Below are 14,133 nucleotides of genomic sequence, written 5' to 3' on the forward strand. Positions count from 1 at the left end.
CTGCCCGGCGCCCCGCTGCCCGGCGTTGCGGCCCGGCCGGGATCCGGACGGCGGAGGAGGACGGAAGTGGTTGAATGAAATGGTGTCGAACCAGAACCTGTCCCGCGCCGAGGCGGCTGAGCGCTCCCGCCTGATCACCGTCCGCTCCTACGACGTCGAGCTGGACCTGTCCACCGCCCCGGACCTGTCGGAGCCGGCCTTCCGCTCCCGCACCACCATCCGGTTTGCGTGCGCCGAACCCGGCGCCGCAACCTTCCTCGACTTCATCCACGGCGGCGTCCATGCGGTCGAGCTCAACGGTGCGCCGCTTCCCGTAAACCAGGTGGTGGACGGCTCCAGGATCCACCTTCCGGGACTGGCGGCCGCCAACACCGTGACGGTGGACGGCGCAGCCCTCTACAGCCGCAGCGGCGAGGGCATGCACCGCTTCCAGGATCCGGCCGACGGGCAGGTGTACCTGTACACCCAGTACGAGCCGGCGGACGCACGGCGCGTGTTCGCCGACTTCGAGCAGCCGGACCTGAAGGCCTCCTTCACTTTCCACGTCACGGCGCCCGACGACTGGCAGATCCGGTCCAATGCCCCGGAGACCGCACGGACCCCCGCGCCCGGCGGGATGGTGCACGTCGACTTCGCGCCCACCGAACGGATCTCCACCTACATCACCTCGGTACTCGCCGGCCCCTATCACCGGGAGGATTCCATCTGGCGGCGGGACCGGGCCGACGGCGGCGTCCAGGAGGTTCCGCTGGCCGTCTTCTGCCGGGCCTCCCTGGCCGGGCATCTGGACGCGGACGCCGTCTTCGACGTCACCCGGCGCGGCCTGGATTTCTTCGACGACCTCTTCGACTATCCGTACCCCTTTGGCAAGTACGATCAGGCGTTCGTGCCCGAGTACAACCTCGGTGCCATGGAGAACCCGGGACTGGTCACCTTCACCGAGGCGTACGTCTTCCGCTCGCAGGCGACCGAGGCGCAGTATGAACGCCGCGCCAACACCATCCTGCATGAGATGGCGCACATGTGGTTCGGCGACCTGGTGACCATGCGCTGGTGGGACGACCTCTGGCTGAAGGAATCGTTCGCGGACTTCATGGGCGCCCTGGCCGTGGACGAGGCCACGGATTTCACCGCCTCCTGGGTGAGCTTCGCCAACCGCCGGAAGGCCTGGGCGTACCTCCAGGACCAGCTGCCGACCACCCACCCCATCACGGCGGACATCCCGGACCTGGAGGCCGCCAAACAGAACTTCGACGGGATCACCTACGCCAAGGGCGCCTCGGTGCTCAAGCAGCTGGTCGCCTATGTGGGTTTCGAGGCGTTCCGCGACGCGGCCCGCGCCTACTTCCGCCGCCATGCCTTCGGGAACACGACCCTCGCGGACCTCCTGCAGGCGCTGGAGGAGTCATCGGGCCGGAACATGGACGCGTGGGCCCGGCTGTGGCTGCAGACCGCCGGTGTGCCGGTGCTGGCGGTGGAACTCGAAGCCGGTGACGACGGCGTCATCACCCGGGCCGCGATCCGCCAGGAGGCCGTCGATCCGGTCAGCGGGCGGCAGGTGCACCGACCGCATCGCATGCGGGTGGGCCTGTACGACGCCGGTCCCGACGGCATCCTGCAGCGAACCGGCCTGATCGAACTCGACGTCGACGGCCCGCGCACCGACGTGCCGGAGCTGGTCGGCCGCCGGCGCCCGGAGTTCGTCCTGCCCAATGACGGCGACCTGACCTACGCCTCGGTCCGCTTCGACCCGGATTCGCAGCGGGCCTTCCTCGCCGCGCCGCAGCGCCTGGCCGATCCGCTGGCCCGGGCGGTGACCCTGTCCGCGCTCTGGAACGCCACCCGGGACGGGCTGCTGCCGCCGGCCGAGTATGTGCGGATGGCACTGGCGGCCGCCGCCGCCGAATCCGGCTCCGGAGTGCTGCAGGTGCTGCTCGACAATGCCCGGCACGCCGTCGCCCGGTTCGTTCCGGCCGAGGAGCGCGGGACGCTGTGCGCTGAGCTGTATGACGGCGTCGTGCGGCTGCTGCGGGAGGCGGCGCCGGGCAGTGACCGGCAGCTGATCCTGGCCCGCGCCGCCGCGGCGCTTGGCCGGTCCTCCCGGAGCCATGACGACCTGCTGACGGCCCTGCTGCAGGATGCGGCGGCGGTTCCCGGGCTACCCGTGGCCGCGGAGCTGCGCTGGCTGCTGCTGCAGGCCCTGGCCGCCGGCGGCGTCGTCGACCGTCCGGAACTGGATGCCGAGCTGGACCGGGACCGCACCGCCGCCGGCAGGGTGGGATGGACGACGGCGATGGCCGCGCGGCCGACGGAGGCGGCGAAGGCGGAGGCATGGCAGCAGGCCGTCGCCCCCGGCGGGCTGTCCAATGAACTGCTCGGCGCCGTGCTCGAGGGCTACTCCATCGGCGACCGCTCCCTCCGGCAGGCCTGGACGGAACCCTACTTTGCGTCGCTGGAGGCCTTCTGGACAGGGCACAGCATCGAGCTGGCGTCGCGCCTGGTGCACGGGCTTTTCCCGGGCGACCAAGACCTGGCGGTGGAGGAAGAACCCGGGGAGAACCCGGTCGCCGTGCGGACCGCGGCCTGGCTCGCGGAGAACACGGACGCCCCGCGGGCGCTGCGGCGGATCATCCTCGAGGAGCAGGACCAGCTGCTGCGCGCCCTGCGGGTCCAGCAGGCGGCCCGCAGGCGGTAAGGCCCCACCCGGCCGCGACCGTCGCCCTGCTCAGCGCGGCAGGGCGACGGTCAGCAGGAAGGCCGCGTCCTCCAAGGCTTCCACCGCGTGCCGGCGGTCCGGTACGACCAACAGGTCCCCGGCCATGGCATCCCAGCCGTCGCCCTCGCTGAGCAGGCGCACCCGCCCGTGCAGCACGTGCAGTGTCGCCTCGCCCTGCCGGTCGTGCTCGTCGAGCAGGTAGCCCTCCTTGAGCGCGATCAGGGTCTGGCGGAGCATATGCGAGTGGCCGCCGTAAATGGTCTGCGCGCTGCGGCCGCTCGTGGCGTGCCGGGCGCTTTCAAGCTGGCGCCGCACGAGCGCGGTCAGGGATGTCTTTTCCATGGGCGCAGTCTAGGACAGGCCCGGGGCCCGGCCCAGCACACCGGCCTGCCGGTGCGCCGGACCGGGCGCGGAGGTCAGCTGGCCCGGCCAGGGCCCTGGTAGACGTCGGGAATGCCGTCGCCGTCGTCATCCACGCGCTCGGCGGCGGCCACCGCACGGTAGTGCCGGTTCCGGGCCGTGAGGACGACGGACGCCAGCAGGGCGGCCCCCACGGACGCGGCGAGGATGCCGACCTTCGCGTGGTCGTTGTGCAGGCTCTCCATCCCGAAGCTCAGTTCGGCGACCAGCAGGGAGACCGTGAAGCCGATGCCGGCCAGGAGGGAGACGCCGAAGACGTCGATCCACTTGAACGAGCTGTCCAGTTTGGCCCGGGTAACCTTCGTGACGAGCCAGGTGACGCCCAGGATGCCGATCGGCTTGCCGAGGATCAGGCCGCAGATGATGCCGATCGTCACCGGGTCGGTGAAGGCCGAACCCAGTCCCGTCCAGCCCCCGACGTCGACGCCGGCGGAGAAGAACGCGAAAAGCGGAACGGCGAAGCCGGTGGACAATGGCCGGAAACGGTGCTCGAAGACCTCGGAGAGCCCGGGACCCGCGGTGGGACCGCCCGAGGCCGCGCTGCGGGCCACGGGGATCATGAACCCGAGCAGGACGCCCGCCACGGTGGCGTGGACTCCGGAGGCGTGGACCAGGGCCCAGGTCAGGATGCCCAGCGGCAGCAGGATGAGCCACGCAGCCGGGGCCTTGAGCCCGAAGAAGCGGCGGTGGCGGTGGGCCAGGACGGCGTACAGCAGCAGCGGGACCAGGGCCAGCAGCAGCGGCATGGCCGCGACGTCGCTGGTGTAGAAGATGGCGATGATCGCGATGGCGATCAGGTCGTCCACCACGGCCAGGGTCAGCAGGAAGATGCGCAGCGGGGAAGGAAGGTGGGATCCGATGATCGCCAGGACGGCCACGGCGAACGCGATGTCGGTGGCGGTCGGTATCGCCCAGCCGCCCAGCGCCTCGGGGGAGCCGCGGTTGATGAGCACATAGATCAGCGCCGGGACGGCGACGCCGCCCACGGCCGCGGCCACGGGTACGACGGCGCGTGCCGGGTTGCGCAGGTCGCCGGCGACGAATTCACGCTTGAGTTCCAGGCCGACCAGGAAGAAGAAGACGGCCAGCAGTCCGTCGGCGGCCCAGGCGCCGAGGCTGAGCTTCAGGTGCCACGGCTCGTAGCCGATCTCGAAGTCCCGCAGGGAGAAGTAGGAGGCGGAGGCAGGTGAGTTGGCCCAAATCAGCGCGATCACGGCGGCCGCGACCAGGACCGCACCGCCGACGGTCTCGCGACGGAGGATGTCGCCGATGCGCAGCGCTTCACGGTAGCTTCCACGGCCCAGGACCGTGGGGGCCTGTCCCTTGGCGGGGCCGTGGGCATTGTCCTGCGGCGATTCCTGCTGCCCGGAACCGGGCACGGGGGTGTCGTGGGGGTCGTGGTTCATGGTGCCTTTCAGAGGTCGACGAACGTACGTTTCGCCGACCAGACTTCCCGGCACACCATCCCCAAGACTACCTGTTGCCGGACCCGGGCGGGGAATCTGCCCGGGTTCGCCGGTTTCCGTTACGGAACCCGGTTCAGCCACTCGGGAGTGGCGAACTTCTGCTGAACCTTCTCCTCGGCACGCCGCATTTCGTCGTCGGTGATCGTGCCGATCTTGGCGGAGTAGCGGTCCGCGAAGGTCTGCTGCATGACCTCGATGATCTCCTCGCGGCTGATGCCGGTCTGGCGGCGAAGCGGGTCGACCCGCTTCTTCGCGCTGGTGGTGCCCTTGTCGGAGAGCTTCTCCTTGCCGATCCGCAGCACCTCGACCATCTTGTCGGCATCGATGTCGTAAGACATGGTGACGTGGTGCAGCATGCCGCCGTTGGCCAGGCGCTTCTGCGCCGCGCCGCCGATCTTGCCCTGGTCGGTGGCGATGTCGTTCAGCGGCACGTACCAGGCCTTGATCCCCAGCTTCTCGAGGGAGGCCATCACCCAGGCGTCCAGGAACGGGTAGGACTCGGCGAAGCTGAGTCCGTCGACCAGGGACTGCGGAACGTACAGCGAGTAAGTGATGGCGTTGCCGTGTTCCATGAACATCGCGCCGCCGCCGCTGATCCGGCGGACCACGGTCACTCCGTGGCGGCGCGCACCCTGGGGGTCGACCTCGTTCTTCAGGGACTGGAAGCTGCCGATCACCACCGACGGCGACTCCTGCCATTCCCAGAACCGGAGCGTGGGCCGCCGCCGGCCCGCGCCGACCTCTTCGGTAAGGACCTCGTCCATGGCCACATGCAGGTGGGTGGGCAGCGGCGTCGGCGGGATGATCTCCCACTCGTGGTCCGCCCAGCCGGTGGCCTTGGCCAGCGCCCGGCGCACGGTCGTGGCCACGGCCTCCGGGGAGAAGCCGAACAGGACGGCGTCAGGACGCAGCCGCGCACGGATGGCTGCTGCGATATCCGCGGCGGATGAGTCCGCCGGCAGGCCCTCCAGGGCCGCGTTGATGTCGGCGAGGGCCTCGTCGGGCTCCAGGAAGAAGTCCCCGCCGAGGGAGACGTCGGCGAGCCGCCCGTTGACGACGTCGAGGTCGACGACGACCAGTTTGCCCCCGGAGACCTTGTATTCGCCGTGCCGGCGCGTGCTCTCTCCAGCTGTGCTGCTCAATGTCGCTGTTCCTTCACTCTGGGAGGGAAAGGCCCCGGGTGCTGGAAGGGTCCGCCCGGCAAGCCGGACGGACCCTTCCTTCATGCCATGGGCGGCGGAGCCTACTTCTTGCCGCCGAAGCCCTTGAACCGGGCGTTGAAGCGCTCAACGCGGCCGGCGGAGTCCATGATGCGCTGCTTGCCCGTGTAGAACGGGTGCGATGCGGAGGAAATTTCCACCTCGATGAGCGGGTAGGTGTTGCCGTCTTCCCACTCGATGGTCTTGGACGACGTCGCGGTGGACTTCGTCAGGAAGGAGGTGTCGGACGCCAGGTCACGGAAGACGACCGGTGCATAAGTGGGGTGGATATCAGACTTCACAGTTGTACCTTCTCTTGGTGCCTGGATTTTGCCAGCCACAGGTGGTTTGAAAGCTTCAGGGCGGCCCCGCAGGGCCAGCAATCAAGCATACCCCACCGGCAGGATTCGCTGCCACTTCGCCGGGGCGGCGCGTCAGGGCAGGTGCCAGGCGGTGTTGACGGCCGTCAGCCCGAAGTCGATGCCCTGCTGCGCCCCGCTCAGCTCGATGCGGACGGGCCGGTAGAAGTCGTCGAGCCAGAGGACCGCGTTGCGGGCCGGCGCCGCCGCCCCCTCCGCAGGCAGCCGCGCAGACAGGCGCACTGCCGGCACGCCCTGGGTCTCGACGTCGTACTCGACCGTTACCACCTCCGCCGTGCCGAGGAAGGCGGCGAGGCGATCGGGGCTGGTGGTCGTTTCAGCGGCGGCGACGAGCACTTCGGCGTACGCCTCCTCCGGGCTCCCGCCGGACCGGGCGGGCACCGCCTGGCCGTCGATGACGAGTTCGCGCCGTTCCTCGTCCACCCGCACTTCGAGGTTGCCGTCGTCGGCGCCGAGCCGGAGGGAAAAGCCGCCGGAGGTGGTGAAGTCGATGGTGTAGACGCCGGCGGGAAGGAGGCTGGTCCTGCTGTCCAGCTGCTGGCGCGCCCCTCCCCCGGCTGTGGCGGCGGCGGCCACGCAGGCGGCCGCTTCAGGGGCGGGCATCGGTCCAGGATCCCGGCGCAGCAGCCACTGGCAGGCATCCTGGACCGGTTCGGCCATGCCGGCCTGGCGTCCGCTTACGCCCACCTTCAGCGGAGCGGGCGCGGCCGTGGCCGTGGGCGTGGGAACGGCCGGAACGGTCTGGACGGCCTCGGGTGCGGGCTGCGGGGCCGGGGCGCTCGTTGCCGTCGCGCGTTCCTTCACCTGCTCAGCGGTCGGCCCGCAGGCGGTCAACGCCAGCCCGCACGCCAATGCGCAGATCAGGGCACCGGCGAGGCGGTGGCGGGTTCCCGGTAGGCAGGTGTGCTCGGGCAGATCGGCGGAAATGGCTCGCTCCCGGACCGAAGGGTTGGCTGACCCGCCCGATTGTGGCACTGCAGGGCCCCGCGCAACAGGGCGCAGGCCAAACCGTCAGTTCCGCGGCCGGCATTCCCAGAACGCAACTGCACTCGCCGCGGCCACATTGAGCGAATCAACGCCGGCGCTCATCGGAATCCGTACGGTCAGATCCACCTCGGCCAGGGTGGATGCTGCGAGCCCGTCGCCCTCGGTGCCCAGGACCAGCGCGAGCCGTTCGTCCCGGCGGGCGCTGAGCTCGTCCAGCGTCAGCGAATCCGGCTTCAGGGCCAGGGCGGCGGTAACGAATCCGGCCGCGCGCAGCTGCCCGAGCTGGCCCGGCCAGTCGGCGAGCCTGACCCAGGGCACCTGGAAAACCGTGCCCATGCTGACCCGGATGGCCCGGCGGTACAGCGGATCGGCGCACCGGGGGCTGACGAGCACGGCGTCAACGTCCAGGGCCGCGGCGGACCGGAAGATCGCCCCGACGTTGGTGTGGTCGACGATGTCCTCCAGGACGGCGACCCGCCGGGCCCCGGCCAGCAGCGGCTCCAAGGCCAGCGGTGCCGGCCGCTCCATGGCCGCCAGCGCGCCGCGGTGCAGGTGGAAACCGGTGATCGTCTCGAGCAGCGCCGGGTCGCCGACGTACGCGGGCACCTCGGGGAAGCGCTCCAGGATGTCGGCCAGTTCCGCCACCCACTTTTCAGCGAGGAAGAAGGACCGGGGCCGGTGGCCGGCGTCGACGGCGCGGCGGAGCACCTTGGAGGACTCGGCAATGTACATGCCTTCGGCAGGCTCGCGGCGCCGGCGCAGGGCCGTATCGGTGAGGTTGGTGTAGTCGAGCACGCGGGGATCGTCGGCGCTGGCCAGGTACTGCAGGTTCACTGCTCCAACATTACTCACGGCGCGAGCATGTTCCACAGCGCGACCAGGCCCAGCGCGACGATGACGGCACGGAGCGCCCCGGGGCGCATCCGGCGTCCGATGGCGGCCCCGGCGAAGCCGCCGATCAGGGAGCCGACGGCGATCAGCGCGACGGCGGGCCAGGCGATGCGGTCGAAGGCGAAGAGCATGTAGGAGCACGCGGCGACCAGGTTCACCGCCAGCACCAGGATGTTCTTCATCGCATTCGCCGCCTGCAGGGTCCCCTGCAGGAAGACCCCGAGGATCCCGACCAGCAGGATCCCCTGCGCGGCGACGAAATAGCCTCCGTACACGCCTGCGAAGTAGATGAGTCCGACGAGCAGCCAGGGGCGCCCGCCCGGAGCGTCGGTGCGCTCCCGTCGCGCACGCACCCAGGACTGGAGGCGGGGCTGGAGCAGCACGAAGAGCAGGGCCACCACGATCAGGGCCGGCGCCACGGCTTCGAAGACGCTCTCGGGCAGGTGCAGCAGCAGGGCGGCTCCGGTTATCCCGCCGAGGATCGACGCAGGCAGCAGCTGCAGCAGGGTCCGGCCCAGGCCGGCCAGTTCCCGCCGGTAGCCCCAGGAGCCGGCCAGGTTGCCGGCGATCAGGCCCATGGCGTTGCTGATCGTCGCGGTGACCGGAGCGAAGCCGACGGCCACCAGGATGGGGAACGTGACCAGGGTGCCGGAGCCCACGACGGCGTTGATGGCACCGGCCCAGAGGCCGCCCAGGCCTACCAGGGCGGCTTGCAGCGCGTCCAAGTCCTAGCTGCGGGCGGCGGCGACGGCGGCGTACCGGCCGGCGTCGCGGCGCAGGGAAAGCGGCAGGTCGAAGGCGGCGGAGAGGTTCTCCTCGGTGAAGACCTCGTCGATCGGTCCGGCCGCCACGACGCCGCCCTCGCGCAGGAGCAGGGCATGGGTGAAGCCCGGGGGCACCTCCTCCAGATGATGCGTGACCAGCACCATGGCGGGGGCGTCCTCGTCGCGGGCCAGCTGCCCGAGCCGGTGGAGCAGGTCCTCCCGGCCCGCGAGGTCGAGGCCGGCGGCGGGCTCGTCGAGGAGCAGCAGTTCCGGGTCGGTCATCAGCGCGCGGGCAATCTGCACGCGCTTGCGTTCGCCTTCGCTGAGCGAGGAGAAGCGGCGGTTCATCAGCGTGGAGACGCCCCAGGCGTCCAGCAGCCGGAACGCGCGCCGCTCGTCCATCTTTTCGTACTTCTCCCGCCAGCGGCCGGTCATGCCGTAGGAGGCCGTGAGGACCACGTTCAGGACGGTTTCGTCCTCCGGGATCTGGTTCGCCAGTGCGGCGGAGGCCAGGCCGATGCGCGGGCGCAGCTCAAAGACGTCGACGGCACCGAGCACTTCGTCCAGGATTCCCGCGGTGCCGCGGGTCGGGTGCATCCTGCCGGACGCGATCTGCAGGAGCGTGGTCTTGCCCGCACCGTTGGGACCCATGACGACCCAGCGCTGACCCTCTCGGACCTGCCAGTCCACGCCGTCCAACAGTGCCTTGCCGCCGCGGATCACGCTGACGCCGGCAAATTCAAGAACATCGCTCATAGCCTTAGAGACTAGGCCACCGGCGCCGCAGTTGGCGAAACGGAGGCCCGGTGGGGTACGCATATAACGGCGCCCGCGCACTTCCCGCGGCCGGGACCGCACGCGGTTGCCCTCGGGCCCGCACAGCACCCTGCGCCTGCCCTGTCGCTCCAGCCCAGAACGGACCCCCATGCCTTCGATCGATTCCCGCGAACATGCGCTCGTGAGCTACGGCGTCCGCCTTCCGGACGTGTATCTGGCCACCGTGCAGCGCGCCGTCACCGACGCCGGGGCGAAGATCGTGGAGCTGGAAAACGCCTGCGGCCCGGGGTGGGAGGCCAGCCGCCTCCTGGTCCGTTGGGACGGTTCCCTGGACTCGCTCCGGCTGTGCGTCCGGGCTGCGGCCGCCGCGCTGTCGGACGGAACGGGTGCCCCCGCCGCGCAGACCGCCGTCGTGCCGCCGGCCCTGCTCGCCCCCGGGCGGAAACTGCTGGTCATGGATGTCGATTCGACGCTGATCCGCCAGGAGGTCATTGAGCTGCTGGCCGCGCACGCGGGCAGGGAAGCCGAAGTCGCCGCCGTGACGGAAGCGGCCATGCGCGGGGAACTGGACTTCGCGCAGAGCCTGCACGCCCGGGTGGCGACGCTGGCCGGACTCCCGGAGACCGTCATCGACGAGGTCGGCCGTCGGATCGAGCTGACGGAGGGCGCCGAGGAACTGGTGGGGGCGTTCCTCGACGCGGGCCACGCCGTCGCCGTGGTCTCGGGAGGATTCAACCAGGTCCTGGCCCCGCTGGCGCAGCGGCTGCGGCTGACGCGTGCGCGGGCCAACCAGCTCGGCATCGAGGCCGGTGCGCTCACGGGCACCGTGGCAGGGGACGTGGTGGACCGGGCGGCGAAGGCCGCCTCGCTGCGGGCCTGGGCCGCCGAGCTGGGCATTGACGAAGCGCAGACCATCGCCGTGGGCGACGGCGCGAACGACCTGGACATGCTGGCGGCGGCGGGCCTGGGTGTGGCCTTCAACGCCAAGCCCGCGGTGGCCGCGGCCGCCGGCGCCGTGCTGGACCTGCCCAGCCTCGCCGTCATCCGGCACTTCGCGAACCTCGCCTAGGGCCGGCCCGGGTACGGCAAAGGGCCCGCCGTGCACGAACCGTGCGCGGCGGGTCCTTTTTGCAGCTGGCGGCGGGCGGTCAGGCCTGCGGTCCGGCGGCGGCCAGGTAGTCTTCGCCGCCGATGTATTCGGTGTGCCCGCCGGGCACATCGGCGACGGCCATGCGTGCCACCTCGGCGGCGAACTCCTCCACGGACCAGAGCTTTCCGGCCTCCTCGCGGCGGGCCTCGATGGCGCCGGGGTTGGCGCGGTCCAGCAGGGTGGCGGTGACGGTTCCCTCGATCATGTCCCCCGAGACCACCACCAGCGTGATGCCCCGCTCGGCAAGGTCGGGCTCCAGGGCGCGCAGGGCGTCCTCGCCCGCACGCTTGCTGCGTGCCACCGGCTCGTATTCGGGCATCGTGGGCACCGTCTTGATGAAGTGCGCCTGGTGGCTGGTCACAAAGACGATCCGTGAGCCGGCCGGCATCGCCTTGGCCGCCGCCCGGGCCATGGCAACCTGGGCGTCACGGTTCAGGCGCAGTGCGTAGTCCTCGCCGAAGCCGGTCTCCATTCCGCCGGAGGCGTTCAGGACCAGCAGGTCCAGGCCGCCGAAGTTCTCCTTCGCGGCCGCCACCAGTGCCTCGGGGCCCTCCTGAGTGGTCAGGTCGGCGCCGACGGCCACCGCACGGCCGCCTGCCGCCTCGATGGCGGCCACCACCTTGTTGGCCCGGGGCGCCTTCTGCCGGTAGTTCACCACCACGGCCGCGCCCTCGCCGGCGAGAAGCTTCGCGGTCTCGGCGCCGATGCCGCGCGAGGATCCGGTAACGATGGCGGTCTTTCCCTCCAGCAGGGCCATGGGAAACTCCTTCAGGTCGGTGAGCTTGCGGAATCTGTCCGGCGCGCTTGTGGGAACTGCCCAAGGCGCTGGAAGCACTGTTCCCATCCTGCCAGCCGATGCCGGTCCCGGCAGTGGAGGATTCCTCCAAGGAACCGGCGCCGAAGCTGGCAGGGGCCGGGGATGCCCGTCCCCTGCCGGCACCGCCGGGCCCGGGAGGCGGCGTCAGTGCCCCATGCCGAGCCCGCCGTCCACCGGAATCACGGCGCCGGAAATGTAGGCGGCCTCGTCGCCGGCGATCCAGCGGACCACCTTGGCGACCTCTTCAGGCTCGGCGAACCGGCCGGCCGGGATGGACCCGAGGTAGTCCTGCTGTGTCTGTTCCGGCAGCGCCCGGGTCATGTCGGTGTTGATGAAGCCGGGGGCGACGACGTTGGCGGTGATGCCGCGCGAGCCCAGCTCCCGGGTCAGGGAGCGGGCGATGCCGATGAGGCCGGCCTTGGACGCGGCGTAGTTGATCTGGCCCGGCGAACCGTACAGGCCGACGACGGAGCTGATCAGCACCACGCGGCCCTTCCGCAGCCGGATCATGCCCTTCGACGCGCGTTTGATCACGCGGAAGGCTCCGGTGAGGTTGGTGTCGACGACGTCGGTGAAATCCTCTTCGCTCATCCGCAGCAGCAGGGTGTCTCGGGTGATGCCGGCGTTGGCGACCAGGACCTCCACCGGCCCGTGGGCTGCCTCCACCTCCGTGAAGGCGGCATCGATGGACGCGGCGTCCGTCACATCCGCCTTTACGCCGAGCATTCCCTCGGGCACCTCGCCGGAGCGGTAGGTCACCGCCACCCGATCGCCGCCCGCGAGGAATTCGCGGGCAATGGCCAGGCCGATTCCGCGGGTTCCTCCCGTCACCAATACGCTGCGGCCCTGCACGGCATCGGGCTGGGTCTGCTGGGTGTTCTGCACGAAAGAATCCTCCATGGGGGTAGGGGGCCGGGTCCGGTTCGATCCTAGCCGCGCCGAAACCGGGTTCTGCAACGCACCGGGCAGTGAGAGAATGGTCGAACGTGTTTGGAGGGTGATGAACAGGCAATCCAGCGATTCCGGCGACGCCGGGGGGATCCCCCGGATCACCGGAGCCAGGGCGGCGCACTCGGACGAGATGCGCTCCCGCATGATCAAGTACACGGTGTCGATGAGCATCCGTATGGTGTGCCTCTTCCTGCTCTTTTTCGTCCAGGGCTGGATGACCTGGGTAGTGGTGGTGGGCGCCGTCGTGCTCCCCTGGTTCGCCGTGGTGATCGCCAACGGGGGAAGCGACACGCGGAACATGGACACGGGCGCCATGATCGACGCCCCGCCGATGCAGGCCCTGGGCTCGCCCGCTCCCCCGCAGCCGGCGGACGAGCGGCCCGAAACCACCGTGCTGCACGGTGAGATCATTGATGACCAGCGCAACGACGACAACGACAAGGCCTGACGGACGCTCCATGAACCTCCTCGACTCGCTCTCCGGTCCTGCCGGCCCCGGCCCCGATGAGGGGGCGGCCGTGTGCTCCCGGCGCGGCTGCCGCGCCGACGCCGCGTGGCGCCTGCTGTGGAACAACCCGCGCATCCACACCCCGGACCGCCGCAAGACCTGGCTGGCCTGCGCGGACCACCGCGGGTGGCTGGAGGAGTATCTGCGCGAGCGGACCCTCTGGCGGGAGACCCTCCCCCTGGGCGCCGGCGACGGGCCGGCCGACGTGGAGGGCAGCAGGTAGATGTACCGGTTCCTGTTGTCGGGCAAATGGCTCGGCTGGTTCCTGCTGGTCTGCCTGCTGGCCGCGGTCTGCAGCGCGCTGGGAATGTGGCAGCTGGACCGCCGCGAGGCGGTGCGCGCCGACATCGGCGTCGTCGAAGAGAACTACGACGCCGATCCGCGGGCCTACGACCCGGCGCTGTTCACCGGCTATGACCCGGCGACCGAGTGGCTGCCGGTGACGCTGACCGGGACCTACGACGCCGCCGAACAGCGCGTGGTACGCAACCGCCCGCTGAACGGCCGGCCCGGCTACGAAGTGCTGGTGCCCCTGCGGTTGTCCGACGGCACGGCGGTGGCCGTGAACCGGGGCTGGCTGCCGATCGGCAATGACGAGGCCGGCCATCCGGACTCCGTACCGGCTCCGCCGGAGGGCGAGGTCGAGGTGACGGCCCGCATCCGGCCGTCGGAGCCCGCCGTCGAGCGCGGCGCCCCGGCCGGGCAGCTGGCCTCCATCGACCTGGCCGCCTATGCGGCCGAACTCGACTATCCGCTCGCGACCGGCTCGTACGGCGTGATGGCTGCCGAGAGCCCCTCGGCGGCGGAGGTTCCCCAGCCGCTGGCCGTGCCTGAACGCAGCGAGGGCACCCACCTTTCGTACGCGCTGCAGTGGTTCGCCTTCGGGCTGCTGCTGTTCGTGGGCCTGGGCTACGCCGCGTACCAGGAGGCACAGAACCGTCGCTGGGCCGCGGCCGGCCTGGACCGCGACGACGACGAGGACGGGATGCACTCGGCTGTTCCACGCGCCCGCCCCAAGCCGCAGCGTGCCCGACGCCGGCCCACCCAGGAGGAGGAAGAGGACGCCATCCTCGACGCGCAGGAGGATCTTGACGCACGGTAAGGCCG

General features: G+C 70.7%; 15 protein-coding genes. 5 read left to right on the top strand and 10 right to left on the bottom strand.

Features of this window, described 5'->3' with window-relative positions; translation table 11 throughout:
- Positions 1-82 precede the first annotated feature (82 nt).
- Positions 83-2,695 (top strand): aminopeptidase N, encoded by a 2,613-nt coding sequence (gene pepN, locus AC5RUW_RS06050; RefSeq protein ID WP_494159854.1) that lies wholly within the window; start codon positions 83-85, stop codon positions 2,693-2,695.
- A 30-nt stretch (positions 2,696-2,725) separates the two neighbouring features.
- Here the strand turns inward: pepN and AC5RUW_RS06055 are convergent, their stop codons facing one another.
- The 8 genes from AC5RUW_RS06055 to AC5RUW_RS06090 form a co-directional block, all read right to left on the bottom strand.
- The gene (locus AC5RUW_RS06055) at positions 2,726-3,058 is read right to left on the bottom strand and encodes a cupin domain-containing protein (RefSeq protein ID WP_494159855.1); all 333 of its coding nucleotides are present in this window, start codon (positions 3,056-3,058) and stop codon (positions 2,726-2,728) included.
- Positions 3,059-3,132: 74 nt separating this feature from the next.
- On the bottom strand, positions 3,133-4,542 hold the full coding sequence (gene nhaA, locus AC5RUW_RS06060) for a Na+/H+ antiporter NhaA (RefSeq protein ID WP_494159856.1): 1,410 nt from the start codon (positions 4,540-4,542) through the stop codon (positions 3,133-3,135).
- Positions 4,543-4,661: 119 nt separating this feature from the next.
- Positions 4,662-5,744 carry a lipoate-protein ligase LplAB gene (gene lplAB / locus AC5RUW_RS06065; RefSeq protein ID WP_494159857.1) on the bottom strand — a complete coding sequence of 361 codons (1,083 nt, stop codon included), beginning with the start codon at positions 5,742-5,744 and terminating at the stop codon, positions 4,662-4,664.
- 101 nt (positions 5,745-5,845) lie between these two features.
- Complete coding sequence (locus AC5RUW_RS06070; protein ID WP_494159858.1) at positions 5,846-6,103, bottom strand: type B 50S ribosomal protein L31; 258 nt, start codon at positions 6,101-6,103, stop codon at positions 5,846-5,848.
- Between the two features lie 132 nt (positions 6,104-6,235).
- On the bottom strand, positions 6,236-6,985 hold the full coding sequence (locus tag AC5RUW_RS06075) for a hypothetical protein (protein ID WP_494159859.1): 750 nt from the start codon (positions 6,983-6,985) through the stop codon (positions 6,236-6,238).
- 207 nt (positions 6,986-7,192) lie between these two features.
- Positions 7,193-8,002 carry a TrmH family RNA methyltransferase gene (locus tag AC5RUW_RS06080; protein ID WP_494160200.1) on the bottom strand — a complete coding sequence of 270 codons (810 nt, stop codon included), beginning with the start codon at positions 8,000-8,002 and terminating at the stop codon, positions 7,193-7,195.
- A gap of 14 nt (positions 8,003-8,016) precedes the next feature.
- Entirely contained in the window at positions 8,017-8,784 is a 768-nt protein-coding gene (locus AC5RUW_RS06085) for a sulfite exporter TauE/SafE family protein (RefSeq protein WP_494159860.1), read from the bottom strand.
- A 3-nt stretch (positions 8,785-8,787) separates the two neighbouring features.
- The gene (locus AC5RUW_RS06090) at positions 8,788-9,579 is read right to left on the bottom strand and encodes an ABC transporter ATP-binding protein (RefSeq protein ID WP_494159861.1); all 792 of its coding nucleotides are present in this window, start codon (positions 9,577-9,579) and stop codon (positions 8,788-8,790) included.
- Positions 9,580-9,748: 169 nt separating this feature from the next.
- Here AC5RUW_RS06090 and serB point away from each other — a divergent pair, with 169 nt between their 5' ends.
- Positions 9,749-10,669, top strand: a complete 921-nt coding sequence (gene serB / locus AC5RUW_RS06095) for a phosphoserine phosphatase SerB (protein ID WP_494159862.1) — start codon at positions 9,749-9,751, stop codon at positions 10,667-10,669.
- Between the two features lie 79 nt (positions 10,670-10,748).
- Here the strand turns inward: serB and AC5RUW_RS06100 are convergent, their stop codons facing one another.
- Positions 10,749-11,507, bottom strand: coding sequence for an SDR family oxidoreductase (locus AC5RUW_RS06100; protein ID WP_494159863.1), 759 nt, complete (start codon positions 11,505-11,507; stop codon positions 10,749-10,751).
- A 204-nt stretch (positions 11,508-11,711) separates the two neighbouring features.
- Positions 11,712-12,452 carry a beta-ketoacyl-ACP reductase gene (locus AC5RUW_RS06105; RefSeq protein WP_494159864.1) on the bottom strand — a complete coding sequence of 247 codons (741 nt, stop codon included), beginning with the start codon at positions 12,450-12,452 and terminating at the stop codon, positions 11,712-11,714.
- Between the two features lie 115 nt (positions 12,453-12,567).
- On the opposite strand from AC5RUW_RS06105, the gene AC5RUW_RS06110 reads away from it, so the two are divergent.
- The 3 genes from AC5RUW_RS06110 to AC5RUW_RS06120 are packed head-to-tail and all read left to right on the top strand — an operon-like array spanning position 12,568 to position 14,128.
- The gene (locus AC5RUW_RS06110; protein ID WP_494159865.1) at positions 12,568-12,966 is read left to right on the top strand and encodes a DUF3099 domain-containing protein; all 399 of its coding nucleotides are present in this window, start codon (positions 12,568-12,570) and stop codon (positions 12,964-12,966) included.
- Positions 12,967-12,976: 10 nt separating this feature from the next.
- Positions 12,977-13,249 (top strand): hypothetical protein, encoded by a 273-nt coding sequence (locus AC5RUW_RS06115; protein ID WP_494159866.1) that lies wholly within the window; start codon positions 12,977-12,979, stop codon positions 13,247-13,249.
- Positions 13,250-14,128 (top strand): SURF1 family cytochrome oxidase biogenesis protein, encoded by an 879-nt coding sequence (locus tag AC5RUW_RS06120; protein WP_494159867.1) that lies wholly within the window; start codon positions 13,250-13,252, stop codon positions 14,126-14,128. It abuts the gene before it with no gap.
- The last annotated feature ends 5 nt before the right edge of the window (positions 14,129-14,133 follow it).

This window comes from Arthrobacter sp. Y3222053, assembly GCF_059092805.1.